Origin of the sequence: Vreelandella sedimenti (genome assembly GCF_013416325.1) — a bacterium.
Taxonomy (GTDB): domain Bacteria; phylum Pseudomonadota; class Gammaproteobacteria; order Pseudomonadales; family Halomonadaceae; genus Vreelandella; species Vreelandella sedimenti.
This window is the reverse complement of sequence record NZ_JACCGK010000032.1, coordinates 1-26,290: the sequence shown is the minus strand read 5'-3', so window position 1 is coordinate 26,290 and position 26,290 is coordinate 1. Positions and strand designations below refer to the sequence as shown.

Here is a 26,290-nt window from a genome sequence, read left to right as displayed (position 1 = left end):
TGGGGGCTAGACACCCCCGGCTACCCGATTATGCATTTGGGCTGCTAACCAAGTGAGTAGTCTTCCGCAAAGAAATATCATAGCTACCCTTGCTGCTTCGTCGATTCCTTTCTGACATGCTTTCGCATATGCTTCCTTTTGAATAGGCTCCCATCCGAATTTCAAGCTGTTGAGTTCTTCAAATGAAACTTTATATGCTGCTTGGTGGGAGTAGGAATTTCTAATCGAATTCAGGGCCTTCAACGACAAGTAATAGGCTTCGCTAAGTAAGCCCATCGCTCTAGCCAGATCAAGCTTCAGATCGAACCCTCTATTTCTTGAAAAGAACGCCTGAGGTATTTCAAGGTTTCTAGAAATCAGCGTCTCGAGGGTTTTCTCGATAAATATGTGGCCACGTAGAATCGGAGACAACTCATTCGTTTCGATGACGAGCTGCTCCATTGCGTGTTGATCAAGATCTTCAAAAGAAGCTGTTAAGTAACCCACGGTTTCCTCTAAGTGCTAATATATAAAGGGTTATTAGTGCTCATGCGAAACTTCCTGGGGGAATCTAAACCCTTCAGAAAGTCTTAATTAATATAAATAGAAAATGTTAAATTTTTTAGATAAAGATCACTAGATAAATGCGTATGCGCGTGGTTGTTGCCAAGTATCTTTACAAATTGAGCATAAACACGCAAAAATTTTTTTAATTAATTTTTTTAAGTATTTTTATAGTTCTCTGCTTAGAGGAATGAGCATACACTTCGCTGGACATGGTAGAAAAAGACACCTTCCAGATTGATCACACTTCCATATTCAAGGGCAGGGCTTAGTAAATATAAAAGCGCCATCGGCTTTGTGCTAATGGCGCTGTTAAGAGCAGCTAAGCCGTTAGTTACAGCTAAACCGTCTCATTGTGCATTCTGCTCAGCAAGCGTAGGCGCTGCCTTAAACTGCCGCATCAAACCATAGTAGAACAACCCACCCAGGCCTGCACCAATTAGCCAGCCGTAGCCGCCCAGGCTGGAAAGTGCAGGTACTAACACGGTAGAGAGCGAGAACAGCGCTGCCACGCCAAAGGCGATAAGGGCGCGGGTATTCCAGCCGTTTACGTAGTAGTAGGCGCTGCCCGGTGCTGAGGAGAATAGTTCCTGCATGTTCAGGTGCTGACGCTTAATCAGGTAGTAGTCGACCACGATAATGCCGTAGAAGGGCGCGACGATGGCCCCTAGTGCATTTACAAAGCCGGGTACACCAATCTGGCTGATCACCGAAAGCCATAGCGCGCCGACAAAGAACGCAATCACTGCGGTGATCAGGCCACCCATCTTGAAGCTGATTTTGCTGGGAAACAGGTTGGCGAGGTCGTAGGCGGGCGGGATGAAGTTGGCGACCAGGTTGATGCCTACCGTGGCAGCAAAGAAGGTCAGCGCGGCGATAATCGTCAGCGGCAGCGAATCCACACGCTCAACGATATCGGCAGGGTTGGTCAGCGCCTCGCCAAACAGCACTAGAGTACCGGCGGTAATAATCAGTGCGATAAACGAGAAGAAGGCGACGTTCAACGGCAAGCCTAGTAGGTTGCCAAGTTTCATCTGGCGTTCGGTTTTCACAAAGCGGGTGAAATCGCCGAAGTTAATCACCACCGCTGCGAAATACGCCACCATGGTGCCGACAATCGCCATAAAGGCGGCGATCGAACTACCGCTGGTTTCACTGCCTCCGCTGAAAATGGTGTCAATGGCGGGAATCAGCTCACTTCCCGCCTGATACCAAACAATGATCATCAGCACCAACATCACCACGTAGACCAACGGGCCCGCCCAGTTCAGGAAGTGCTTAATGCGCTCAATGCCTTGCCAGAAGATCGCGATCTGGAATAGCCACACAATCACAAACGACACCCAGGCCACGCCGGAAAGCCCCAGAATGGTGCTGCCGCTGCCTGCGCCCACAAAGGCGGTAATGAGAAGGGTGACGGCGGTAGAAGCGAAGTAGGTCTGCACGCCGTACCAGAAAATCCCCACGATGGCGCGCAGCATCGCGGGTAGGTTCGCGCCACGCACGCCCATGCTGGCGCGCACCATCACTGGGAAAGGGATGCCGTATTTAACGCTGGGCTTACCGGTGAGGTTGACCAAAAACATCACGATCACGCCCGCCAAAATAATCGCCGCCATCACAGCCCAGCCATTCAGGCCGTAGGTTAAAAACAGCGAGGCCGCCAGGGTGTAACCAAACAGGCTCTGGATATCGTTAGACCAAACGTTAAAGATCTCAAACGCGCCCCAGTTACGATCCTGGGGTTTAAGCGGCGCGAGATCCTCGTTATACAGCGAGGGATCAATGTGCTTAATATCCAGGTCACTAACGTCGTTGCTCTCTTTCATCTTATTAGCTCTTCGGTTGGCGAATGGAGTTACTGGCTAAAGCGCTGGCAGGGAGCCCAGTACTTCATAAGCAGGTAATAGGTAACACCTGCGGGTATCAGGCTGGCGTACCACGAGATCGCCGAGAAAGAGAGCGCCGCCACAATACCCACCGCCGTGGCGATGAAAGCGGCTAAGTTCACGCCTTGGTAGGGGCCGGTGGCGTCATACAGCTTATTGATATCCAGCGTGCGGCGGCGAATAACATAATAATCGACCACCAGAATGGCGAAGATGGGGCCTAGGAAGGCAGAGTAAGTTTGTACAAACAGCTGGAGGCCTGCGGCGGAGCCCGGCTGCACCAGTTTCCAGGGGAAGGTGGCGAAGGCCAGCAAGCCAACGATCACCGTGGCGACCGAGAACTTGATCTTGAAGATGTCCATCAATACATAGGTTGGCGGTACCACGTTGTTGAGTACGTTGGTGGTGACCTGGGCAAAGGCGATGAATAGAAGGGTAGTCATCAGCAGTGGGGTGTTGTCGACGGCGTTGGCAAACACCTGGATAGGGTCGGCGGTGCCAGTGGCCTGGGAGACCATATAGCCGATCAAGCCCATAAACAGGGTGCAGGGAAGAATCGACATGGCGTAGATGGTGGTCAGTAGGCTTTGGGCCGTGCCCTTCTTGTGCTCGCGGGAGTAGTCGCTAACGTTGAGCATCATGGTGCTGTAGATGCCCAGGAATAGCATGGTCGCGCCCCAGAATGGCATGCCCCAGGAGCCTTCCATGGTCAGCAGGCTGGCGGAAAGCTCATCGCCATAGCGCTGCACCGTGGCGTAGAACATATACACCAGTGAGGCGAGGATAAAGGCGCTGCCGATATTCTCTAACCATTTGATACCCTGGAAACCCATCACCGACAGGCCGATTTGCAGAAACTGAAAGGTAATAAAGTAGAAGATAAGGTTGTCGAAACCGAACAGAGTGGCCGACACCATATTGAGTGCCCCGGCACCAATCCAGCTTTGAAAGCCGTACCACACTACCGCTGGCACTGCGCGTACCAAGCCCGGTAAGCGCGTGCCGGTAAAGCCGAACGCGCTGCGCGCCTGCACCATAAACGGAATGCCATACTTGTAGCCTGCCGCCCCGTTAATGGCCAGGGCAATCCCGATTACAAAGCAGCCGATGGCAATGGCCAGCGTGGCTTGTAACAGGTTCAGAGTGCCGACCACGCTGGAGCCCATGGCAAAGGTGCCGATGGAAACGCAGCCACCGAACCAAGCCAGAAAGTAGGAGCCGCGCCCCATGATTCGGGTGTGTTGAGGGGCCAGGCTTTCTGCCCCCAGTGCTTTTGATCCAGCAGCGGATCGTTCTTCTGACGCAAGAGCCGAGGTTGAAGCGCTCATGGTGTCGTCCTCGCAAGATTATCGGTTTTATTGGCAGCTTGAGTAATTTGATTACCCAGGCAACGCTTGCGGCGTGGCGTGCTAATGGACGTACTGGTTTTTAAAATATAGCTTTCAATATTCTGTTTAATCTATTGTTATTAAATGTTTTTTAGTAGTTGTTGTTTTTCAGCTGTTATGACTTATGCGGTAAATCAAGATCAGAGAGCTCAGAAAACTTACCGGTGAAGGTCTTTGGCCGTGGGTAGGCAAGGTCTCCATATTTACTGGTATGCAGCCCCAAATTAACCAGCGATTCCGCCAGTTTCAGCGCGGCGGTAACACCTTCTACTACCGGCAGGCCCACTTCGCGGCTGATCTCCTGGGTCAAATTAGCCATGCCACCACAGCCTAAAACGATGGCGCCAATGTCATCTTCATCCCTTGCGCGGCAGCACTCTTCGACAATGCGTGTAAACGCCATTTCAGGGTGACGCTCAAGATCAAGCACCGGGATTTCAGCGGCACGAATGCGACGGCAGTGGTGGCTAAAGCCGTACTGCTGAAGCAGGTGCTCAGCGATAATGCCGGTGCGGCCCAGGGTGGTGACAATGGAAAAGCGTGTACTCACCAGTGTAGCTAAGTGAAAGGCCGCTTCAGCGATGCCGATTACCGGTGCACGGGTGAGCTCTCGTGCTGCGAGCAAGCCGGGGTCGCCAAAGCAGGCCACTACATAGGCATCGATGCCGCCTTCGCGCTCGCCTTTTAGAACTTCTTCGGCCACCCCTACCGCACTGATTACTTCGTCGAAATGGCTCTCGATAGAAACCGGGCCAGCGTCCGGTTGTGAAGCGCTCACCGTGGTGCCAGTGCCCGCCTGTTGCTGCGCTGCCTGGTGGATAGCAGCGGTCATGGAGGCCGTAGTGTTGGGGTTAATAATACGTATATGCACGATAGGTATTCCGTGTGTAAACAATATGGCATTTCTTGTATACAAAAATAGGGCGGTTTTCTACGTGGCGCAAGGAACTAATGAGCAATCGGCAATAAAAAAGCAGCTGATAAAACTTGACCATTTGTTCAGGATTCAATGACTTAACGCCTTTTAAACTGAGAAACGCTATTAGCGTCAGTGGATTAGCGGTCGACCGCGTTGCGGTTGGTTATGAATGTCGCTATTTTGTATACAAATAATTTTCTGTATTGCTGGGCTGTTATTTGCCAGTGATCTGCCAGGGTTTGTATGAATCAAGGAGCTAGCTATGTCGTCGTCACATAAGGGCCACTATCCCCGCGATTTGATGGGTTATGGACGCAACCCGCCCCACGCCAAATGGCCAAACAAGGCCAAAATTGCCGTTCAGTTTGTGCTCAACTACGAGGAGGGCGGCGAGAACTGCGTGTTGCACGGCGACTCAGGCTCCGAGCAGTTCCTGTCGGAAATTATCGGCGCACCGGCTTATCCAGATCGTCACCTGAGCATGGAGTCGATCTACGAGTACGGCTCCCGTGCAGGGGTGTGGCGCATTCTGCGCGAGTTTGAAAAACGCGATTTGCCGCTCACGGTGTTTGGTGTTGCCATGGCGCTGGAGCGTAACCCGGATGTCGCCCTGGCATTTAAAGAGTTAGGCCACGAGATTGCTTGCCACGGCTATCGCTGGATTCACTATCAGGAAGTGCCCGAGCACGTTGAGCGGGAGCATCTGCAGCAGGCCATGGAGATTTTTCAGCGGCTCTATGGCGAAAAACCCCAAGGCTGGTACACCGGTCGCGATAGTCCCAATACCCGGCGGTTAGTGCTAGACGAAGGCGGTTTCCTTTACGATAGCGACTACTACGGCGACGACTTGCCTTTCTGGACGCAGGTGACCGATAGTCAGGGCGGTGACCACAACCACCTGATTGTGCCCTACACGCTGGACAGCAACGATATGCGTTTTGCCGCGCCGCAAGGTTTCAATACTGCGGATCACTTCTTTACCTACCTGCGCGATGCCTTTGATGTACTTTACGCAGAAGGGGAGGAGGCGCCCAAAATGCTCTCGGTGGGCATGCATTGCCGTATATTGGGTCGCCCTGGGCGTTTTCGCGCCCTGCAGCGCTTTTTGGATTATATCGAAACTCACGACCGCGTTTGGGTGGCCCGGCGGGTTGATATTGCCCGTCACTGGGCAGAGCATCACCCGGCAACTCGTTAATTAAGCAGTTTAATAGGATGCTATGACGCCGCATATCGGACAGCGAATTACCGCCCAGTTTGACGCGCTAACTGCCCAGGAGCAGCGGGTGGCGAGCTTTATCCTCGATCACTTTGATGATCTGGCGGTATATAGCGCCGCTGATTTGGCGCGTTTGACCGGGGTATCCAAATCGACGGTTAGCCGCCTATTCAAGCGGCTGGGGTTTGAGAGCTACCGCACCGTTAAAGACCACGCCCGCCAGCTACGTAACCTGGGCGTGCCTTTGGTGATTGACCCCAACGCCATGCAGGAAGAGGCCGGGGCGCCGTTTCAGCGCCATCTGCAGCGGGAGCAGGATAATCTGCAGCGCTGCTTAAACGGCATTGCGGCGGATCAATTTGCTGCACTGGTAGAACGATTGGATAGCGCGCGTCATGTAGTCGTGATCGGTTTTCGTAACAGCTACCCGCTAGCGCTGCATTTTCGCCAGCAGCTGATTCAGGCGCGCACCCAGGTGCGGGTGGTGCCTCACCCAAACCAGTCGTTAGCGGAAGAAATTGTCGATCTCACCGACCAGGATGTGGTGGTGCTGTTTGGCTTTCGCCGTCGCCCAGTGGCCTTTACTTCGCTAATTGATGCACTTGAGCGCTCACCTGCCAAAGTAGCTTTACTGGCAGACCCCACCGCGGTCAATTTCGCCTCACAAGTAACGTGGTTTTTTGAAACGCCGCTGGAAAGCCTCTCCGCCTTCGATAGTTACGCCGCCGCCAATAGCCTGATCTGCCTGATTGCCAACGGCGTGTTGCACCGTCGCCTTGCAGAAGGCCGAGAGCGCATCAGCGCAATCAGCGATGTTTACGCTGAGCTTAGTGAGCTGGAAGCGCCGACTATGAGCGTGGATTGGAGCGCTCAATAAGCTAGACTTCCTTTCATGGTGCATACCGTTCTGTTGCTGGATGAAAACTGCACCAGAACGTTGCATCTCTCTCCTTTTATACCATCCTCTCAGCGCGGCAATCGCTGCACTGTGACTTCGCGTGTCCGCTAAGCTGCTGTTCTAAAAAACGTTAGCCACTTCTGGTATCGCCGTTGCTACTGGGTTATCAGGTGAAACGAAAGTTTCTTTGTTAGATTTTATGCAACAAAGCTTTCACTCGCTCTGCATCCCTTGCTAATTCCATTACGGCTCTTCACTTACCAACATGCCCTTGCCAGGCTGCCCTTGTTAGGAGAACACCATGAAATCGCTATCGCACTGCTTTAATCACTCTTTCTTTAGCCAGTTTAAACGCCTGCAGTCCGGTGTTTTAGCCACAGGGCTGAGTGCTGCAGTTGCCCTCGGTGCTATTACCACTAGCCCAAGCGTTCAGGCGGATGCACTAGAAGATATCGAATCACGCGGCACTATCCGGGTAGCTGTCCCGCAAGATTTTCCGCCGTTTGGCTCAGTAGGTACTGATCTAGAGCCGCGCGGATACGATATTGATATGGCCCAATACCTCGCTGACGAAATGGGTGTGGAGCTGGAAATTATCCCCGTCACCAGCGCTAACCGTATTCCCTATTTGCAGACCGGTCAGGCGGATCTGGTGATCTCCAGCCTGGGTAAAAATCCTGAGCGCGAAGCGGCGATTGATTTTTCCGATGCCTACGCGCCGTTCTTTCTAGGCGTGTTCAGCGCTGATGAAGATGAAAGCGTGGAAGGCCCAGAAGGCTTGGCCGATAAAACCATTGGGGTAACCCGCGGTGCCGTGGAAGATATGGAGCTTTCCAATATTGCCCCGGACTCCACGACAGTGCAGCGCTTTGAAGACAACGCCACCACCATTTCTGCGTTTCTTTCCGGTCAGGTCGATTACGTAGCTACCGGTAACGTAGTCGCCGCTGAAATCGCCGAACGAAACAGCAACCGTGCGCCCTCGCTGATTTATCAGCTCAAAGATTCACCCTGCTACGTGGGCATGAATAAAAACGAGCCAGCGCTAATGGAGGAAGTGAATCGCCTGATCGCCCAGGGCCTGGAAGATGGCACCTTGAATGAGATGTCCCAGCGCTGGTTCAGTGCCGACCTGCCTGAAAACTTCGGTAGCTGAGGGGCGACATGGGGCCAACACTCGATTTTCTTACCCTGTTGCCCTACGTCAGTGAGCTTCTCAAAGGATTTACCACCACGGTCGTTTTGACCGTGGTGACGACCTTAACGGGATTGTCGCTGGCAGTGGCGGTAGCATATTTACGCGTGAATGCGCAGCCTTGGGTGCGCTGGGGGCTAGGCGGCTACGTTGAAGTCACCCGCAACACACCCTTTATTGTTCAACTGTTCTTTATCTTCTTCGGGCTGCCGGGGCTCGGCATCAAAATTGATGCTATTACCGCGGCGTTTATTGCCATGACGCTCAACCTGGCCGCTTACAGCGCCGAGATTCTACGCGCCGGTATTAGCGCCACGGCCAAAGGGCAGTTGGAAGCCGGGCGGGCATTGGGTATGACCACACTGCAAAGCTATCGCCATATCGTGCTGGTGCCCGCGTTTGCCAGGGTATACCCCGCGCTTATCAGTCAGTCGATCATTGTGATGCTGGGTTCGGCGGTGGTGTCGCAAATATCGGTATTTGACCTGACCTACGCCGCTAACTTTATCCAATCGCGCAACTTCCGCAGCTTTGAAGTCTACCTGCTGATCACGCTGGTCTATTTGCTCCTCGCCTTCGGCATGCGGCGCAGCTTTATGCTGGTGGGCAAGCGGGTATTCGCCTATCAGCAAGGAGAACAACGATGATTGAGTTCACCTTCTGGGACATTCTGCGCAACCTGCTGCTGGCAACCCGCTGGACCATTGTGCTGTCGTTGATTGCCTTTGTGGGCGGTGCGACGGTGGGGCTGCTACTGACCTTTATGCGCCTCTCCAGCAACCGCTGGCTGCAGCGCTTAACGTCTCTTTATGTTGACCTGTTCCAAGGTACGCCGCTGTTGATGCAACTGTTTTTGATCTTCTTTGGCGCTGCCGCCATGGGGCATCCAATCTCTGCCTGGCTGGCGGCTTCCATCGCACTGACGCTGTTCACCAGTGCTTTCCTATGTGACATCTGGCGCGGCTGTTTAGAGGCGGTTGCCAAAGGGCAGTGGCACGCGTCGCGGGTGCTGGGCATGAACTACTTCCAGACCATGCGCCATGTGATTCTGCCTCAGGCGCTGCGGCTTTCGATTCCGCCCACGGTGGGTTTCTCGGTACAGGTCATCAAAGGCACGGCGCTGGCCTCCATCATTGGCTTTGTCGAGCTGACCAAGGCGGGCACCATGCTCAATAACGCCACCTTCGAACCCTTCACCATTTTTGCCCTTGTGGCTCTGCTTTACTTCGCGCTGTGCTACCCACTTTCCTGCTACGCGCGCTATCTGGAGAAAAAGCTCTATGACGCTGGTTTACGTTGATAACGTTCATAAAGCCTTTGGCGACCTGGAAGTGCTTAAAGGTATTAACCTTTCCGTTGCGCAAGGCGAAGTGGTGGCGATTATTGGCCGCAGTGGCTCGGGTAAAAGTACCCTGCTGCGCTGCCTGAATCAGCTGGAAAAACACGACAGCGGCGAGATCACCATTGCCGATAAGCAGCTCGATGCGGCGTCAATGTCGCCTAAAGAGCTGAGTGAAAACGTCGGCATGGTGTTTCAAAGCTTCAACCTGTTTCCTCATAAAACCGTGGGTGAAAACGTCTGTTTGGCGCCGCTGGTGGTGCGTGGCGAAGAGAAAGCCGAGGTCGAGAAAGTCGCCCGCGAAGTGCTTGAGAAAGTGGGGCTCTCCGACAAGTACGATGCCTACCCGGCGCAGCTTTCCGGTGGGCAGCAGCAGCGGGTCGCCATCGCCCGGGCGCTGGCCATGCGCCCCAAAGTGATGCTATGCGATGAGGTGACTTCAGCACTTGACCCTGAGCTGGTCGGGGAAGTGCTGCGCGTATTGGAAGCGCTGGCGGCCGAGGGGATGACGCTGATTCTGGTCACCCATGAAATGAGCTTTGCACGTGATGTGGCCGACCGCGTGGTGTTTATGCACCAGGGACGCATCCATGAAGAGGGCGTCCCCAGAGAACTATTCAGCAACCCGCAAACGCCGGAACTAAAGCAGTTTATCTCTGCCGTGCTCTAGTCGATACACTTCTAGCCGACCCACTGCGTTGCCTGGGCGAAAATAAGAAAGCCCAGAGCAATCACTATCCAGACGCAAAAAAGTGGGAAGAAAAATTTGACCCACTTCTGCCACGGCACACCCGCCAGCGCCAGGGTCGCCATAAAGTAGCCTGAGGTCGGGTATAAAATATTGCCGATACCGTCACCCAGTTGGAAGGCTAGTACTGCCGTTTGGCGAGTGACGCCAATGATGTCGGAGAGCGGTGCCATCAGTGGCATGGTGACCAGGGCCTGGCCGCTACCGGAGGGGACAATGAAATTGAAGCCTAGCTGGGCGAAGAACATGCCAATCGCCGAGAGCAGGGTGGGTAGGCCGCCTACGAGGTTGCCAAGCCCAAACACCAGCGTGTCCATTATTTGGCCATCTTCCAGCATCACCGCAACACCACGTGCGACACCGGCGATCATGGCGCCGACCAGCACGTCTCGGAAGCCCTGGTTGAAGCCTGCGCATATTTCGTCGGTGTCGAGGCCTGCGATTAGGCCCACAACAATACCCATGATGATAAACAGGCCTGCCATTTCCATCATGAACCAGCCTTGCTGCAGTACGCCATAGACGAGTACCGCGAAGAAGGCGAAGGTGGCGATGGCTGCGAGCTTCTGGCGAGCGCTGGCGATTAAGGCAGGGCTATTGTCAGCATGTTGATAAAGCGAGCGTTTTTCGGATTCGCTAGTGTCACTGCTCAGCAGGCTAAGTGAAGGAGTCTGGTGAACCCTGCGGGCGTAACGCACAACGAAGAAAATGGCCGCGGCTAACATCACCACAAACGCCACGACGCGCAAGCCATAGCCGGAGTAGAGAGGAAGATTTGAGAGTTGCTGTCCAAGGCCGGTATTGATGGGATTGAGCACACCCGTCGTGAAACCGACCGTGGTAGCGCAAAGTGCCACCGCCGCGGCCGTGACTGAATCAAAGCGCAAGGCAATCATCAGCGGCAAGATGACCGGCACATAGACCAGCGCCAACTCTTGGGTACCGATAACCGTCGCTATCAGGGCAAAAACCGTCATCAACACGGGGATAGTGAGCAGGTTCTGTCGCGCAAAGCGGCGCGTTAACTTGTCCACACCTATTTCAATAATCCCAGTGCGCCTTAGCACCATGAACATACCACCGATCATGAAGGTGAAAAAGACAACTTCACCGGCACTCATTAAGCCATTTGGGATCGCCAGCATAAAGTCGACGATACCAATCGGTGAGGAGGCGATCTGTTCATAAGAGGTCGGGTCAATAGTGATACGACCATTGGGGCCAGGAACACGCTCGAACTGCCCGGCAGGCACAAAATGCGTCGCTATCGCGGCCAAGCCGATAAATATGAACAGAACCGCGTAAATATCAGGGATCCGGCACCAGCTTTTCTTGGGCGTGGGGCGATCTGAGGAAGACGAAGAGGGAGTGTGTTGGGACATGCTATGCCTCGCGTTTGTTATAAGTAGCTGACCTGAGCAACAGTTAGCGGGCGTCATGCCGTGCCGAGGTTGCTGTTTTTGGACATGCTCGTATGATTTTAGAATTATGAAACGAAAGTTGCTAAAGAAGTTGCTATTGGGAGGTGTGTTTCACAAGAGGTTTGCTAAAGATCGCTTTATTGTGGTTCGCTAATCTTGTATACAAGATGCATAACGTGTGTTTTTACTAAGTCAAATAGGTTTAAAAATGCCAGCTACTTACTACGCTCCCACCGGCGGGCACCCGCCGCAAACGCAAATCACCGCTGATCGCGCCGTGTTCACTGAAGCGTATGCGCTAATCCCCAAAGGTGTGATGCGCGATATCGTCACCAGCAATCTGCCCTTTTGGGAAGGCACCCGGCTATGGGTGCTGGCGCGTCCGCTGTCGGGGTTTGCCGAGACGTTCTCCCAATACATTATGGAAGTACAACCCCAGGGCGGCAGCGATAAGCCTGAGCCTGACTCCCAGGCGGAAGGCGTGCTGTTTATTGTGGAAGGTGAGTTAACGCTTACTTTGTCGGGCGAGCGCCATACCATGCTGCCCGGCGACTATGCGTTTATTCCCCCCGGCAGTTCGTGGCAGGTGCGCAACGAATCTAATGCGCCGGTACGTTTCCACTGGGTACGCAAGGCCTATGAGTTTGTGGAAGGGCTCGAGGTGCCAAAGGCGTTTGTCACCAACGAGCAGGACATTGCGCCTATCGAAATGCCGGGCACCGAAGGACGCTGGGCCACCACACGCTTTGTCGACCCTGCGGACGTTCGCCACGATATGCATGTCAACATCGTTACCTTTCAGCCCGGCGGCGTGATTCCTTTCGATGAAACCCATGTCATGGAGCACGGCCTTTACGTGCTCGAAGGCAAGGCCGTTTATCACCTGAATCAAAACTGGGTAGAAGTAGAAGCGGGTGATTTCATGTGGTTACGCGCCTTCTGCCCCCAGGCCTGCTACGCCGCTGGCCCAGGGCCGTTCCGGTATCTGCTGTACAAAGATGTTAATCGCCATCCTGCTCTTAGTCTGGGTGCTCGTTAAAACTGGCTGCGCCAGCTTTTCAAGCAGGCAGCTTTAAAGGGTCGCGAGTCAAAGCAGCCTCCCACCAGTGCATTTATCAGGCTGGCAGAGGCCCCACACTGAGTAACGAAGAATTTTAGAAGGACACAATAATGCTAGAGCTAAAAGCCGAGCCGTTGACCGCAGAGGCCTTCGCCCCTTTTGGTGATGTGATTGATGCGCGCACCTCCGCGTCGTTTTCCATCAACGCCGGGCGCACACAGCGCCACCATGATCTTGCCAAGGTGGAAACGCTGGGCGAAAACGCTCATTCGCTGATTAATATCTTCGTGAGCCAGCCGATCACACTGCCTTTGGAGGTAACGTTTTTAGAGCGTCACCCCCAGGGCAGTCAGGCGTTTATGCCGCTGCACCAGGAGCGTTTTATTGTGGTGGTAGCCCCACCAGGGGAACATATTAACCCTGCAGACGTGCGAGCTTTTGTCACTGATGGCCGCCAAGGGGTGAACTACCGCGCTGGCACCTGGCATGCCATTCAATCGGTACTGGAGCGTGAAGGCGAGTTTTTGGTAGTGGATCGGGCCGGTGATGGCAATAACTGCGATGAGTTTCCTCTCGCGATCACCGTGACGTTGACTTAAACCAACCCTCTGCGTTGCACTGCTGTCATATAGAGCGCGTTAAACTGGTAAGCTAGGGTTACTGAATAGAGTTACTTAATAAAAGTCACTACACGCTAAATTGCATGGTTGGAACATTATGAACGCACTGCACTTCTCCTCGATCCGTCGTACCAAAATTGTCGCCACCCTTGGGCCTGCCAGCGACCGGGAAGGCATATTGGAAGCCATGCTCAAGGCGGGTGTCGATGTGGTGCGTCTTAACTTCTCCCATGGCACAGCGGATGATCACCGCCGCCGGCTAACCGAGGTACGTGAAATCGCCGCCAAGCTAGGCCGCAGCGTCGCAGTGTTGGGTGATCTGCAGGGGCCCAAAATTCGTATTGCACGGTTTAGAGATGGGGCTGTGGTGCTTAAAGAGGGCCAGCCGTTTATTCTCGATATGGCGCTGGATGGCGATGCGGGCGATGTGCATCAAGTCGGCTGCGACTATAAGACCTTGTCCCAAGACGTGACCGCCGGCGACCGCCTGCTGTTAGATGACGGGCGCTTAGTGCTGGATGTGGCCCGTGTTGACGGCCAACAGGTGCATACCACCGTGGTCGTGGGTGGCAAGCTCTCTAACCATAAAGGCATCAACAAGCAGGGCGGCGGGCTCTCTGCTCCGGCATTGACCGAAAAAGATAAAGAAGACCTTAAGACCGCCGTTGAAATTGGCGTCGATTACCTGGCCATTTCTTTCCCCCGCCATGCTGAAGATATGCTCGAAGCACGCCGCTTATTAGGTGAGGCGGGTAAAGATATTGGCCTGGTGGCCAAAGTCGAACGTGCTGAAGCCGTAGCAGATGATGCCACCCTGGATGGCATTATCGAAGCTTCTGAAGCGGTCATGGTGGCGCGCGGTGATCTAGGCGTAGAAATTGGTGATGCCAAGTTGGTCGGCGTGCAAAAGCGCATGATCAAACGAGCACGTTCGCTAAATCGTGCGGTCATTACCGCCACGCAAATGATGGAGAGCATGATTTCAGCGCCACTTCCCACCCGCGCAGAGGTGTTTGACGTTGCCAACGCGGTGCTGGATGGCAGCGATGCGGTCATGCTCTCGGCGGAAACCGCGGCGGGCGACTACCCGCTGGAAACCGTAGAAGCCATGTCACGTGTTTGCCTGGGAGCTGAGCGGGAAAAAACCGCCCAGGAGTCCGGTCACCGTATTCATGAAGGCTTTTCCCGCCCTGACGAGACCATTGCGCTCTCCGCCATGTACGCGGCCAACCATATGACCGGCATTACCGCGATTGCCTGTATGACCTCATCGGGCTATACGCCGCTGATCGCTTCGCGCATTCGTTCGGGTCTGCCGATTGTCGGCTTGGCGCATAACCCTATTGCCCAGCGCCGTATGGCACTCTACCGTGGTGTGGTCTCACTGCCTTTTGATACCTCCGAAATGAGCGCCACCGAGCTAAACGACCGGGCCCTCGAGTTGCTGGTGAAGACCGGTATCTCCAAACTAGGCGACCATGTGATCCTGACTCGCGGCGACCATATGAACGCCCATGGTGGCACCAATACCATGAAGGTAATGGAGATTACTGACGAGCATGCTAAAAGCTAAATTAGCGCATGGGTGGCTGCTAGCCTGCTTGTTTCTGGTAGGCGCCCCCGCGCAGGCGGGGGCGCCTACCGTGGCGGCGGCTTCAGATCTGCAGTTTGCGCTGACAGAAGCCGCCGAGCAGTTTCAGCAGGAAACCGGCCACGCCCTACGGCTAAACTTTGGCTCGTCAGGCAACTTCCGGCGTCAAATTGCCCAGGGCGCGCCTTTTGAGCTCTATCTCTCTGCTGACGAGCGCTACGTTCAAGCGCTCTATGAAGAGGGCTATACACAAGATGAGGGCGTGATTTACGCCATTGGTCGTTTAGTGTGGCTGCAGCGCGCAGGGCGCGGTGATTTGCCTAACGAGGAGACGCCGCTTGAAGCGGTTAAAACCGCGTTAAAGGCGGGGACTACTGAGCGTATCGCCCTGGCCAACCCCGAACACGCCCCCTATGGCGTGGCGGCGCGGCAGGCGCTTGAGTACGCCGGGCTTTGGGAGCAAACAGAGCCGCTGAGGATACTGGGCGAAAACGTCTCCCAGGCGGCGCAGTTTGCGCTCTCCGACGATGCGCGCGGTGGGCTGGTGGCTTACTCCTTGGCGCTGGCTCCCACACTAGGTGAGCGAAGTGAGTACGTACTTATCCCTGAAGAGTGGCATAGCCCACTACGCCAGCGAATGGTGCTGACCAATCAGGCTGGCGATATTGCCACGGCCTTCTATCAGTGGTTGCAAGAGAACGAGGGACAATCCATTTTGCGTACCTACGGGTTTAGCGTCGAATAATGGAAGGGTCATAATGGATTGGTCGGCGCTTTCGGTCTCATTACGCCTAGCGGCATTCACCTGTTTTATCCTGCTACCCATCGCCATTTGGCTAGGTCGTTCTCTGGCCTATGCGCGTTTCCGCGGCAAAGGGCTATGCGAAGCGCTGATCGCACTACCGCTGGTATTGCCGCCTACCGTACTGGGCTTTTATCTGCTGTTGAGCTTTGGCCGCGACGCGCCAGTGGGCTCGTTTTGGGCAGCAATGACCGGTAGCGGGCTGAATTTCACTTTCACAGGCATATTGTTGGCCTCTCTGGTCGCCAATTTGCCGTTTGCCGTTCAGCCTATTCAGCGCGCCTTTGAACATGTGCCCCACAACCTGCGTGAAGCGGCTTGGTGCAGCGGGTTGAGCCCCTGGCAGACACTGCTGCGCATCGAACTGCCCTTGGTGTGGCCCGGCATTATGTCAGCGGCAGCGCTCACCTTTGCCCATACGCTGGGCGAATTTGGCGTCATCTTGATGGTGGGCGGCGCTATTGATGGTGAAACCCGCACTCTCGCCATTGCCATCTATGATCGCGTCCAGGCCTTCGATGAACAGGGCGCTGCACAGATGTCGGCGCTGTTGATGTTGGTATCGTTTATTACCTTGGGGCTCGTCTATGGTCTGGCCGGGCGCAGGCGGTGGGTACGTGGCTGATTCGCGCATCACAGAGCCGGTCTTTGGGCCGATTGCAGGGTTGAGCGTAGCGGTCAATCAAACGGGGCCGATTCCACTGGCCGCCGAGTTTGTTTGCCAACCCGGTGAACTACTGGCGCTGGTAGGGCCATCGGGCAGCGGCAAAACCACGCTGCTGCGCACCATTGCCGGGCTTTATCGCCCCCAGGGCGGGCGAGTGGAGTGCACTGGAGAGGTTTGGTTTGACGCCGAGCGTAAGCATTCACTCTCGCCCCAGCGTAGACAGGTCGGCATAGTGTTTCAGGACTATGCGCTATTTCCGCACCTAACCGCCTCGCAAAATATTCAACTTCCCCTGCGCTACCTGCCCCAACCGCAACGCCGTGAACAAGCCGAGCAGTGGCTAGCCAAGGTGCGTTTAGACGGGCTGGGCAAGCGCTACCCCAACGCGCTTTCGGGGGGGCAGCGCCAGCGTGTGGCGCTGGCCCGTGCCTTGGCCCGCGACCCTAAAGTGCTGTTACTCGATGAGCCGTTTTCGGCGGTGGATCAAGTGACCCGGCGGCGGTTGCAGCGCGAGCTGGCGCTGCTGCGTCAGCAGATCGATATCCCTATTGTACTGGTGACCCACGACCTGGAAGAAGCCGCCGCGCTGGCCGACCAAATCTGCGTATTGCATAACGGCGTCAGCCTTCAGCAAGATGCCCCTGACGTGCTTTTTCGTCGGCCGTTGTCGCCGCTGGTGGCGCGCTTGTTAGACCGCCATAATCTGTTTGAAGGGATAGTGGTGGATGAGTACGGCAAGCGTCGGCTGCGGTGGGGCGAAAATTATCTAGAGGTAGCCGAGGGACTAGATAATCTGACGCTGGGTGAAAAGGTCACCTGGTACTTGCCGCCCTCCGATATTGTGCTTCACCGTCGCGGCCGCCCTTCACACGGCGAGCGGGAGAACCCGGTCGTTGCCACCGTTAGCGAACTGGTCGTACTGGGCGGCATCACTTCAGTTTCGCTAAGCGTCAATCACGGCGATATGTTACGTTTTGATATTGCTACCCATGCCGCCCGGCGTAACCAGTTAACCAGCGGCGCCGTGGTGAAGGTTTCGCTGCTGGCAGCAGGCATTTACCTTTTGCCAGGCCACCAAGTTCGCGCAGATGCGCATGACAAAAGGAAGTAAGCATGGATCCCACGCGTCGCACGCTGCTTAAGGCGTCTTTACTGTTACCGATGGCGGCGCTATTGCCGATGTCGCTACTCAGCTCGTTTGCTTGGGGGCAGGCGTCTGCGCAAGAGATGCAGACGCTGGCGCTGGCTATTCACAGCGAGGGCGGCCCTCATCGTCTAGAGGTTGAAGTGGCGGAAACGGCTTCTCAGCGTCAGCGCGGGTTAATGGAGCGTGAGAGCTTGCCCGAAAAAAGTGGCATGCTGTTTCGCTTTGAGAGCGAGCAGTCGGCCAACAATGCCTTTTGGATGTATCGCACGCTAATCCCCCTGGATATTGCCTTTATCGATAGCGATGGGCGGATTGTGGCGATTAATACCATGCAGCCCTGCGAATCCTCGTCGCCGAGCGACTGCCCCTCTTATCCAGCAGGTGCGGCTTATCATTCAGCGCTAGAGGTTAACGGCGGCTACTTTGCCGAGCGTGGTATTAAAGTTGGGGACTGTGTTTCGATTCCTGAAGAAGCCGGTTTCTGCCAGCCTGCCGATTAAACTGAGGGACGTCGAAATCTGGCCACAATCAGGACTATACCCGCGACCACTAAGCCGCCGTCGGCGCCTAGGCTGTCGTCCATTAACAGCGCGCCGGTACCTCTTCCGCCTGCTGCAAGACAATTAACAGCAGAACGAAGCTCAGACGGTCATTGCATACGCTGCGCGATCTCTCGCCACAGCGCGGCGTAGGCGCGACCGCCCCGACTGCTGCGGGCGAAATGCCCGACTGGAGCGCGTTCGATACCCATACGCTCGACCTCACTGGCGTTGGGCACGGTCGTCGATAGGCGCCTCGGCCAGCGTTCGCTGAGACTCTCCATCACCTGGCGGTGCAAGTTCTTGCGTCGGTCGGCGAGGGTCACGAACGGCCAGATCGGGCAGGCATGGTCGACCGCGTCAAGGTGACCGTCCAGTTGCTCAAGAGTACGCAACGACAGGGTAGTCGGTACCATCGGTACCAGAAGGGCATCGACGCTTGAAAAGATCTGCTCGGCAAGTGCCGACAGGCTCGGCGGGCAGTCGAGTATCACCAGGTCGTAACTGCCCATCACCGGCTTGAGGATCTTGCGCAGCCGACTGGGCTTGCGGGTTTCCATCGACGCTTCCAGGTCGCGCGAGCCCAGCGCCGCCGGCAGCAGGTCGAGCCCCTCGGTGTCGGTCTCGCGGATCGCCCGGTCGAGATCGGCCTTGCCCTTGACCAGTTTGTCGACGCCACCACGCACTTTGGGTTTGCTGCGCAGATAGAAGGTGGTGGCGGCCTGCGGATCGAGATCCCACAGCAATACTCGCCTGCCGTCGCGTGCCGCTTCGGCGGCGAGGTTAACGGCGGAGGCGGTCTTGCCCACGCCACCCTTGATACTGTAAAGCGCCAGCATCTGCATAGGGAACTCCCGGCTTGGTGACTGTTCAGTCTAACTGATTGGCCTGAGTGGATATGTGACGTTTCGATGACGGCGCTGCTGCCGATGTCGCTACGCTGATTCCCCTCGATATAACCTTTATCGGCGGCGGCGAAATCTGATCACAATCAGGGCTATACCCGCGACCACTAAGCCGCCGCCCACTAGTTTATGCACGCCTAGGCTGTCGCCCATTAACAGCGCGCCTAGGCCGACCGCCAATACCGGTACGAGTAGCGTCATGGGTACCACGCGATTAACCGGATGACGGCGTAAAAGCGCATACCAAATCCCGTAAGCGACAATCGACGACATTACGGCGGTGTAAATCATCGCCCCCCAGCCTAACCAAGTTGCTTGCTGCATCGCCTGCCACTGACCGCTCTCAAATAGCCATGACCCCAACCCTACCTGAGGCACCGCGAACAGCGCCACCCAGCCTGCCAACGCCATCGGCGCAATGGGCGGGCCACGCTTGATCAACAGCTGCGACACCGCCCAGCCCATGGCACTGCACAACAGAATCGCCAGTGGTAAAGGAGAGGGCAGCGTTGGCCCACCGGCCAGTACGACTACCCCAGCAAAAGAAAGTAGCAGCCCGACAATCCGTTTGGGGCCTAGCTTCTCTTTTAGAAAGATTACCGCTAGCAATGTGGCAAAGGGCGTGCCCATCTGTACTAAAAGCGCGCCGGTACCTGCTTCTGCATGCTCTAAACCAATAAACAGAAGAGCGAAGTGGAGGCTGCCGAAGGTGATGGATAACAGTAGCAAAAAAGGCAGTTGCACCCGAGCCACCGGGTAGAAGGGCACCAGCAGAACTGCGACCAGCGTAAAACGTAGGGTGGTCATCAATAGCGGCGGTAGCTCCGCTACACCGACCTTGATAACAATGATATTCAGCGCCCAAATAGCGATAACAAAGAGGCCGAGTAGCAGGTCGCGTAGTGGCACGTTGATGTCCGTTGGTGGAGGGAAACGATAGCCATTGTATCAGCTTGGGAGACGGCAAAAATAATAGTGAAGAGAGTCGCTGGTAAGCGCCGCTACTGCTTGATACCAAAGTATTAGGTTTTTCTTCAATAGTCTATATGTTGTTGATTAACAATTTGTTGTGAGCTGAATTGTGTGAGTGTTAAGTTCTTTTTGTCCCCTTTAAAGCGGTGAAAAAAGTTGCTGACTTGCACATTCAACTGAGATGTTCTAAACAAATGTAACCGATTACATTTATGCGTCGGCGCTTTCACAATATATAACAATCCAACAACAATGAGGTGGATATGGATACCCCACTACGCCCAAAACGTTTGAGCCCACAGGCTCTGCTGGCTGCCAGTGCCGTGACGCTGTCAGCGCTGAGTGCGCCTGGCTTTGCCCAAGCTCAAGACAACTCCGCAGAGCTACCCATCGCCGTGCAAATGTACACGCTGCGGGACTTTGGCAGTTTGGAAGAACAGTTAGCCGCTGTAAATAGGGCTGGTATTTCAGCGATTGAAACGGTGGGCACCCAGGAAGTGACTGCTGAAGAACTCAATGCATTGTTAGAAGAGCACGCGCTTGAGGTGATCTCAAGCCATGTGCAGCTAGACGATTTGCGCAATCGCTTAGATGAAACGGTGGCTTTTAATCAGGCGGTGGGTAACGACACCTTAACAATGCCTTATCTAGCCGAGGACGCACGCCCTAGCGATGCCGAAGGCTGGCAGGCGCTGGGTGAAGAGTTAGGTGATATTGCCGCTGAGCTAGATGCCGAGGGTGTCCGGTTGGCGTACCACAACCATGATTTCGAGATGGAAGTGTATGACGGTAAAACCGCGTTAGAGCATCTGTTTGATGCTGCTGGATCTGATCTGCTGGCGGAATTGGATATTGCCTGGGTGGCACGTGGCGGGTTTGACCCGGTTGAGTATGTCTCGCGTTTCGATGGGCAACTGTTTGCTGTACACGCCAAAGATAATGCTCCAGAAGGTACCGCCGAAGAAGAGGACGGTTTCGCTACACTCGGGGAAGGTGTACTGGATTGGGATGCAATCTTGCCCGCCATCGAGGCCGCTGATGTTGAGTGGTACATCATCGAACACGATATGCCACTCGACGCAGAAGCGGTGATTACCGAAGGAAACAGCTTCTTACAGGAAAAACTGACAGCGCTTCGAGAAGAGTAATGCACGCCTAGGCCATCTCATTTAGATGACGAACGCGAGGATGCTTTATGAAGCGCTACCTTATTGATCGGCGTAGCCTGCTGCGCCACAGCGTTACCGGTGCTATTGGTCTGGCGGCACTACCTCAGTTTGGATCTCGAGCCCTAGCTGACGATACGCCTTCTCAGCGGGCACTAAAAGGCAATATTCATCATTCAGTCGCTCGTTGGACATTCGATTTTCTGTCTCTGGAAGAGCTTTGCCAGCTTTCAACCGAGTTGGGCATTACGGCGATTGATTTGGTGGGGCCAGATGAGTGGCCTGTGCTTCAACGCTATGGGCTCGACTCTTCCATGTGTAATGGCGCTGAGTTGAGCCTTGAGGATGGCTGGGGCGATACCCGCTTTCACTCAGAGCTGATTGAGCGATACCTTCAGCATATCGATCTGGTCAGCCAAGCGGGCTACACCAATCTCATCTGTTTTAGCGGCAATGCTCGGGGTATGAGCCCTGAACAGGGTTTGCAAAATGCCGAAGCGGGACTGAAGCAGATTCTTGCCCAGGCAGAGACAAAAGGTGTGGTGCTACAGATGGAACTGTTCAACAGCAAAATCGACCACCCCGATTACCTTTGCGACAACTCGACATGGGGCATTGAGCTTTGCCGTCGCCTTGATTCGCCTAACTTCAAGCTGCTCTATGACATCTATCACATGCAGATTAGTGAAGGCGATGTCATTCGCACTATCCGTGAAAACCATCGCTTTTTCGGCCATTACCATACTGCCGGTGTGCCTGGACGTCATGAAATAGATGACACCCAAGAGCTCAACTACCCCGCGATTTGCCGCGCTATTCGAGATACCGGCTTTCAGGGCTATATCGCCCAAGAATTTCTCCCTGACCGTACTAGCCAACAGGCAAAAATAGAATCACTCCAGGCAGCTGTTCAGCTCTGCGATGTGTGATTCGACTCGAACAACAACACAAGAAGGAAGATGACCATGCCAGATAATCACTACGATGCCATCGTGGTTGGCTCAGGCATTAGCGGTGGCTGGGCCGCTAAAGAGCTTACTGAAAAAGGCTTGAAGGTTTTACTGCTTGAGCGTGGGCGCAACATTGAGCACGTAAAGGATTACCACAATGCCCATAAAGAGGCGTGGGATTATCCCCACCGTAATGAGCCGACCCAGGAGATGATTGCTAAATACCCCGTGCTCAAGCGCGACTACCCCCTTAATGAAGCCACCCTGGGCATGTGGGCGGATGAACAGGCCAATCCCTACGTGGAAGAGAAGCGCTTTGACTGGTTCCGCGGCTATCACGTAGGGGGGCGCTCACTGCTCTGGGGGCGGCAAAGCTATCGGCTCAGCGCCATGGACTTCGAGGCCAACCAGCGTGAAGGTATCGCCATTGATTGGCCGATTCGCTATGAAGATATCGCCCCGTGGTATGACTATGTGGAGCGCTTTGCCGGTATTGCAGGCACTCAGGAAGGGTTAGATATTCTTCCCGATGGCGAGTTTCTGCCGCCAATACCGCTTAACTGCGTGGAAAAAGATGCCGCCAAGCGTATTAAAGAGGTCTTTGGTGGGCAGCGCCATCTTATCCACAGCCGAGTTGCCAATATTACCCAGCCAAAGCCGGAGCAAAATCGCGTCAACTGCCAATACCGCAATAAATGCTGGCTGGGTTGCCCTTATGGTGCCTATTTCAGCACCCAGTCCGCTACGCTTCCCGCGGCGGTGGCCACGGGGAATCTAACGTTGCGGCCGTTCTCGATTGTTAGCCAGGTGCTGTATGACAAAGACCGTCAGCGGGCACGGGGCGTTGAGGTGATTGACGCTGAGACCCATGAAGTCCATGAGTACACCGCTGATGTCATCTTCCTCAATGCGTCTACGTTCAACACTACCTGGATTTTGATGAACTCCGCCACCGATGTCTGGGAAGGGGGCTTGGGCAGTAGCAGCGGCGAACTGGGTCACAACGTGATGGATCACCACTTCCGCTGCGGTGCCAGTGGCGACGTGGAAGGCTATCTCGACAAATACTACTTCGGACGCCGTCCTGCGGGCTTTTACATTCCGCGCTTTCGCAACGTAGGCGATGAGCAGCGAAGCTACGTGCGCGGGTTTGGTTATCAAGGAGCGGCGAGCCGCGAGGGCTGGGATCGCGAAATTGCTGAGCTCAATATTGGCGCTGATTTAAAGCAAGCACTTAGTCAGCCAGGTGGTTGGACGATCGGTATGACAGGCTTCGGCGAAATGCTGCCCGATCACGATAACCGCATCTCCCTTGACCACAGCGTTCGCGATAAATGGGGGCTGCCGGTGTTGTCGATCAACGTGGAGCTCAAGCAAAACGAGCGCGATATGCGTCGGGACATGGTTCAAGATGCGGTCGACTTACTTGAGGCCGCGGGCGTGAAGAACGTCAAAGGTGACGTAGGAGATTACGCGCCAGGCATGGGGATCCATGAGATGGGCACCGCGCGTATGGGCCGTGACCCGAAAACCTCAGTGCTCAATAGCCACAACCAGGTGTGGGATGCGCCCAATGTGTTTGTCACGGATGGCGCCTGCATGACGTCATCCTCTTGTGTAAATCCTTCTCTAACCTATATGGCGCTTACCGCTCGGGCGGTGGACTATGCGGTGGAAGAGCTGAAGCGGGGGAACCTGTCATGAATCGTCGCGAATTACTCAAAATGATCGCCCTGACTACCGGTACAGCGATGATTGGAGGTAAATCCCTATTTGCCTTTAGCGATGCGGGCCAGTCAGACCACCCCTTTAGCAGCCGCGATGTAGAGCGACTGGACGAGCTTGCCGAAACCATTCTGCCGAGAACTGATACCCCAGGTGCTAAAGACGCTGGCGTCGGGGAGTTTATGGCCCTGTTCGTCAGCGACTGCTATACGCCCTCAGAAAGAGAGGTGTTTTATTTTGGTTTAGCGCAGCTTGAGGCACGCAGCCGGGCTGCTTACGAACGTGATTTTATAGCGCTGAGTGGCGAGCAGCGGTTAGCGCTTATAACCGAGCTGGATCGCGAAGCGATGGCGCACGCCCAGCAACAGGCTCGCAGAGAGCAGCCAACCCCTGCCGAGGCACTGACCGCAGAGACCCAGACCGCTCAAAATCAAACGGCAGAAAACCAGTCATCCCAGGAGCATGCGGATAGCGAAGAAGCGCTTCCACACTACTTCATCATGATGAAGCAGCTAACGCTGTTCGGCTTCTTCACCTCAGAAGTTGGCGCGACGGAAGTCTTGCGCTACGAAGCGGTGCCAGGCCGCTACGAGGGCTGCGCGCCTTATAACGGTGAGCCTGCTTGGGCCACATAATGGAGCGGAGAGCATTGATGAAAAATCAGCAAACCTACGATTTACAAAGTCGCGCCTATGCCCCGGCGCTTTGCTTACTCGTCTGTGGCAGTTTGTTGGCATTCGACAGCGCGGCACAAGAAGACGCCTCGAAAGAGGCGCTGACACCCGAACAGCAATCTGCCAAAACCGAAGTGTGGGAGCCAGTGCCCCCTTCGGTTTCGGTGCCTGAATCTGGCGTTCCCTCCGATGCGATCGTGTTATTCGATGGCTCCGACATAGGCGCGTGGGAAGCCGAAGAGGGCGGGCCAGCCGAATGGCACGTGGAAGACGGCGTGATGACGGTGAATCGCGGCGCGGGAGGTATACGCACACGTCAGGATTTCTGCGACGTGCAGCTCTACTTGGAGTGGCGAGCACCGACCGATATTGATGGCATGGAGGGTCAAGATCGTGGTAATAGCGGCGTCTTCCTGCAGGAGCGTTATGAAGTGCAAGTGCTGGACTCCTACGACAACCCGACCTATCCCAACGGCCAAGCGGCATCCATCTACAAACAGCATATTCCGCTGGTCAACGCATCCCGCCCGCCCGGTGAGTGGCAGAGTTATAACATCCTCTACACCGCGCCGCGCTTTGATGATGAAGGCGGCCTTGAATCACCTGCCTATATCACCGTTCTGCATAACGGTGTAGTGGTTCAGCACCATGCTGAAGTGCAAGGCACCACCGAGTGGATTGGCGAACCCAACTACGACGAAGCCCACGGCTGCGCGCCCATTTACCTGCAGGATCACGATGCGGACGTCAGCTTTCGCAATATATGGGTGAGGGAGCTGTAGCCAAGCATTTATAAGCACTCTAAGCAAACACGCCCAGCCCGTCCAACTGGATATTTGATGTCTTACAAGGCATCACACTGAAGCTGCCTTGTAGGACATCAGCTATTTCTTTTGTAAGACATTCGCCATCCATAATGTAAGAAATGTCTTAATTAGAATTTTCAGGTTGATTAATTAAATATGATTATTTATCATTTGATAATCTAAATGATATAGTTTTTCAAGAGTGTTTTCTTATCAATAGCTCGTCACTGTTCCGTCAAGAGGTATTGACGACACAACGCCAAAAAACAGGAAGTGTGCTGATTCATCAGCCTTGGGGTTATACCGCGGCAGCAGTAATTGCGTTGGTATTTTCCATCTTAGTAGCGTTATACAGCTACCTTGGTACCTATACTCGCAAGTCAACATCAAGTGGTTTATTAATGCCCGAGCAAGGGTTGCTTCGTTTAACAGCCAATACGGCTGGGAGTCTTGAAGAGCTCCGAGTAAGTGAGGGGCAGTCAGTTGAAGAAGGGGAAATTTTATTTGTTATTTCAAGTGAGCGATTTGGCGTGTCGGGGGGAGCTGGAAATATTATTGCAGAGCAATTGCGGCAGCGACAATTGCTTTTGGAGCGTCAGCAATCGCTATCACATGAAAAACTCAACAACCAATTAACTACTTATGAAAATCGTCTACTCGCTATTGATAGTGAAATCGAACAGTTAGTAGCAGAATTACCTTTGATCGAGCGTCGTATTAATTTAGCCGAAGTACAGCTAGAAAGACATAGAGAGTTAATGCGCTCCAATTACACTTCAGTAGTAGAGCTTCAGCAGGCAGAAGTGGAGCTGCTTACATTGCAAGGGCAGCAACAAACATTACGCCGCTCTCAATCAACCTTGCGGCGTGAGCGAGTTAATATAATGGCTCAACGTCAAGACGTTGAGCTACAACACCAAATAGAGCTAGCAGATATTGAAAATAATGTTTCGACTATTCGGCAGGAGCAGATAGAAAACAGTATTGGTGTAGAGCAAGTGGTTACTGCGCCTTTTGATGGTGTCGTGATGGGTTTAAATATCCAGGAGGGGCAGCAGGTGAATATTGGCCTACCGCTAGCCCGGATTTCTCACAGGGTATAAAAGA

Annotated in this window: 26 protein-coding genes; 19 read left to right on the top strand and 7 right to left on the bottom strand. The window is 54.5% G+C overall.

Annotation, left to right across the window (positions count from 1 at the left end; all coding sequences use genetic code 11):
- Nucleotides 1-6 precede the first annotated feature (6 nt).
- The 4 genes from HZU72_RS22800 to HZU72_RS22785 form a co-directional block, all read right to left on the bottom strand.
- Nucleotides 7-486: a hypothetical protein gene (locus HZU72_RS22800; RefSeq protein WP_180096197.1), complete on the bottom strand. Its 480-nt coding sequence runs from the start codon at nucleotides 484-486 to the stop codon at nucleotides 7-9.
- A 407-nt stretch (nucleotides 487-893) separates the two neighbouring features.
- Nucleotides 894-2,372: an NCS1 family nucleobase:cation symporter-1 gene (locus HZU72_RS22795; RefSeq protein ID WP_180096195.1), complete on the bottom strand. Its 1,479-nt coding sequence runs from the start codon at nucleotides 2,370-2,372 to the stop codon at nucleotides 894-896.
- A 29-nt stretch (nucleotides 2,373-2,401) separates the two neighbouring features.
- Nucleotides 2,402-3,760: an NCS1 family transporter gene (locus HZU72_RS22790; RefSeq protein WP_180096194.1), complete on the bottom strand. Its 1,359-nt coding sequence runs from the start codon at nucleotides 3,758-3,760 to the stop codon at nucleotides 2,402-2,404.
- A 175-nt stretch (nucleotides 3,761-3,935) separates the two neighbouring features.
- On the bottom strand, nucleotides 3,936-4,691 hold the full coding sequence (locus HZU72_RS22785) for an aspartate/glutamate racemase family protein (protein ID WP_286903223.1): 756 nt from the start codon (nucleotides 4,689-4,691) through the stop codon (nucleotides 3,936-3,938).
- Nucleotides 4,692-5,001: 310 nt separating this feature from the next.
- Between HZU72_RS22785 and puuE the strand changes: the two genes are divergently transcribed.
- The 6 genes from puuE to HZU72_RS22755 all read left to right on the top strand — a co-directional run bounded on the left by puuE (nucleotide 5,002) and on the right by HZU72_RS22755 (nucleotide 10,060).
- Nucleotides 5,002-5,937 (top strand): allantoinase PuuE, encoded by a 936-nt coding sequence (gene puuE, locus HZU72_RS22780; RefSeq protein ID WP_180096192.1) that lies wholly within the window; start codon nucleotides 5,002-5,004, stop codon nucleotides 5,935-5,937.
- Nucleotides 5,938-5,959: 22 nt separating this feature from the next.
- Nucleotides 5,960-6,835, top strand: coding sequence for a MurR/RpiR family transcriptional regulator (locus tag HZU72_RS22775; protein ID WP_180096190.1), 876 nt, complete (start codon nucleotides 5,960-5,962; stop codon nucleotides 6,833-6,835).
- A 322-nt stretch (nucleotides 6,836-7,157) separates the two neighbouring features.
- The gene (locus HZU72_RS22770) at nucleotides 7,158-8,012 is read left to right on the top strand and encodes a transporter substrate-binding domain-containing protein (RefSeq protein WP_208458203.1); all 855 of its coding nucleotides are present in this window, start codon (nucleotides 7,158-7,160) and stop codon (nucleotides 8,010-8,012) included.
- Nucleotides 8,013-8,020: 8 nt separating this feature from the next.
- Nucleotides 8,021-8,698 (top strand): amino acid ABC transporter permease, encoded by a 678-nt coding sequence (locus tag HZU72_RS22765; RefSeq protein ID WP_180096188.1) that lies wholly within the window; start codon nucleotides 8,021-8,023, stop codon nucleotides 8,696-8,698.
- Nucleotides 8,695-9,351 carry an amino acid ABC transporter permease gene (locus tag HZU72_RS22760; protein WP_035562343.1) on the top strand — a complete coding sequence of 219 codons (657 nt, stop codon included), beginning with the start codon at nucleotides 8,695-8,697 and terminating at the stop codon, nucleotides 9,349-9,351. The genes HZU72_RS22765 and HZU72_RS22760 overlap by 4 nt, the downstream gene beginning before the upstream one ends.
- The gene (locus tag HZU72_RS22755; RefSeq protein ID WP_180096186.1) at nucleotides 9,332-10,060 is read left to right on the top strand and encodes an amino acid ABC transporter ATP-binding protein; all 729 of its coding nucleotides are present in this window, start codon (nucleotides 9,332-9,334) and stop codon (nucleotides 10,058-10,060) included. The genes HZU72_RS22760 and HZU72_RS22755 overlap by 20 nt, the downstream gene beginning before the upstream one ends.
- Before the next feature lie 11 nt (nucleotides 10,061-10,071).
- On the opposite strand, the gene HZU72_RS22750 is transcribed toward HZU72_RS22755, so the two are convergent.
- Nucleotides 10,072-11,520 carry a YfcC family protein gene (locus tag HZU72_RS22750; RefSeq protein ID WP_180096184.1) on the bottom strand — a complete coding sequence of 483 codons (1,449 nt, stop codon included), beginning with the start codon at nucleotides 11,518-11,520 and terminating at the stop codon, nucleotides 10,072-10,074.
- A gap of 247 nt (nucleotides 11,521-11,767) precedes the next feature.
- On the opposite strand from HZU72_RS22750, the gene HZU72_RS22745 reads away from it, so the two are divergent.
- From HZU72_RS22745 to HZU72_RS22715, 7 genes are all read left to right on the top strand, one after another.
- Entirely contained in the window at nucleotides 11,768-12,598 is an 831-nt protein-coding gene (locus HZU72_RS22745) for a bifunctional allantoicase/(S)-ureidoglycine aminohydrolase (RefSeq protein WP_180096182.1), read from the top strand.
- 131 nt (nucleotides 12,599-12,729) lie between these two features.
- A complete protein-coding gene (locus HZU72_RS22740; RefSeq protein ID WP_180096180.1) occupies nucleotides 12,730-13,218 on the top strand; it encodes an ureidoglycolate lyase in 489 nt (162 codons plus the stop codon).
- A gap of 118 nt (nucleotides 13,219-13,336) precedes the next feature.
- Nucleotides 13,337-14,812, top strand: coding sequence for a pyruvate kinase (gene pyk / locus HZU72_RS22735; protein ID WP_180096178.1), 1,476 nt, complete (start codon nucleotides 13,337-13,339; stop codon nucleotides 14,810-14,812).
- Nucleotides 14,799-15,575, top strand: a complete 777-nt coding sequence (modA, locus tag HZU72_RS22730; protein ID WP_180096176.1) for a molybdate ABC transporter substrate-binding protein — start codon at nucleotides 14,799-14,801, stop codon at nucleotides 15,573-15,575. Before pyk ends, modA begins: the two co-directional genes overlap by 14 nt.
- A gap of 13 nt (nucleotides 15,576-15,588) precedes the next feature.
- Nucleotides 15,589-16,257, top strand: coding sequence for a molybdate ABC transporter permease subunit (gene modB / locus HZU72_RS22725; protein ID WP_180096174.1), 669 nt, complete (start codon nucleotides 15,589-15,591; stop codon nucleotides 16,255-16,257).
- Nucleotides 16,250-17,410, top strand: a complete 1,161-nt coding sequence (locus HZU72_RS22720) for an ABC transporter ATP-binding protein (RefSeq protein ID WP_286903218.1) — start codon at nucleotides 16,250-16,252, stop codon at nucleotides 17,408-17,410. The genes modB and HZU72_RS22720 overlap by 8 nt, the downstream gene beginning before the upstream one ends.
- A gap of 2 nt (nucleotides 17,411-17,412) precedes the next feature.
- Nucleotides 17,413-17,946, top strand: coding sequence for a DUF192 domain-containing protein (locus HZU72_RS22715; protein ID WP_180096172.1), 534 nt, complete (start codon nucleotides 17,413-17,415; stop codon nucleotides 17,944-17,946).
- A gap of 149 nt (nucleotides 17,947-18,095) precedes the next feature.
- Here HZU72_RS22715 and HZU72_RS22710 read toward each other — a convergent pair whose 3' ends face one another.
- Nucleotides 18,096-18,830 carry a ParA family protein gene (locus tag HZU72_RS22710; protein WP_180096171.1) on the bottom strand — a complete coding sequence of 245 codons (735 nt, stop codon included), beginning with the start codon at nucleotides 18,828-18,830 and terminating at the stop codon, nucleotides 18,096-18,098.
- Nucleotides 18,831-18,947: 117 nt separating this feature from the next.
- A complete protein-coding gene (locus HZU72_RS22705; protein WP_180096169.1) occupies nucleotides 18,948-19,799 on the bottom strand; it encodes a DMT family transporter in 852 nt (283 codons plus the stop codon).
- A gap of 326 nt (nucleotides 19,800-20,125) precedes the next feature.
- Between HZU72_RS22705 and HZU72_RS22700 the strand changes: the two genes are divergently transcribed.
- The 6 genes from HZU72_RS22700 to HZU72_RS22675 all read left to right on the top strand — a co-directional run bounded on the left by HZU72_RS22700 (nucleotide 20,126) and on the right by HZU72_RS22675 (nucleotide 26,286).
- Nucleotides 20,126-21,010, top strand: coding sequence for a sugar phosphate isomerase/epimerase family protein (locus HZU72_RS22700; protein WP_180096167.1), 885 nt, complete (start codon nucleotides 20,126-20,128; stop codon nucleotides 21,008-21,010).
- A gap of 47 nt (nucleotides 21,011-21,057) precedes the next feature.
- Nucleotides 21,058-21,957: a hydroxypyruvate isomerase family protein gene (locus tag HZU72_RS22695; RefSeq protein ID WP_180096166.1), complete on the top strand. Its 900-nt coding sequence runs from the start codon at nucleotides 21,058-21,060 to the stop codon at nucleotides 21,955-21,957.
- A 36-nt stretch (nucleotides 21,958-21,993) separates the two neighbouring features.
- On the top strand, nucleotides 21,994-23,682 hold the full coding sequence (locus HZU72_RS22690) for a GMC oxidoreductase (protein ID WP_180096164.1): 1,689 nt from the start codon (nucleotides 21,994-21,996) through the stop codon (nucleotides 23,680-23,682).
- On the top strand, nucleotides 23,679-24,338 hold the full coding sequence (locus HZU72_RS22685) for a gluconate 2-dehydrogenase subunit 3 family protein (protein ID WP_180096162.1): 660 nt from the start codon (nucleotides 23,679-23,681) through the stop codon (nucleotides 24,336-24,338). Before HZU72_RS22690 ends, HZU72_RS22685 begins: the two co-directional genes overlap by 4 nt.
- Nucleotides 24,339-24,355: 17 nt before the next feature.
- Complete coding sequence (locus tag HZU72_RS22680) at nucleotides 24,356-25,159, top strand: 3-keto-disaccharide hydrolase (protein WP_180096159.1); 804 nt, start codon at nucleotides 24,356-24,358, stop codon at nucleotides 25,157-25,159.
- 269 nt (nucleotides 25,160-25,428) lie between these two features.
- Entirely contained in the window at nucleotides 25,429-26,286 is an 858-nt protein-coding gene (locus HZU72_RS22675) for an HlyD family secretion protein (RefSeq protein WP_180096157.1), read from the top strand.
- The last annotated feature ends 4 nt before the right edge of the window (nucleotides 26,287-26,290 follow it).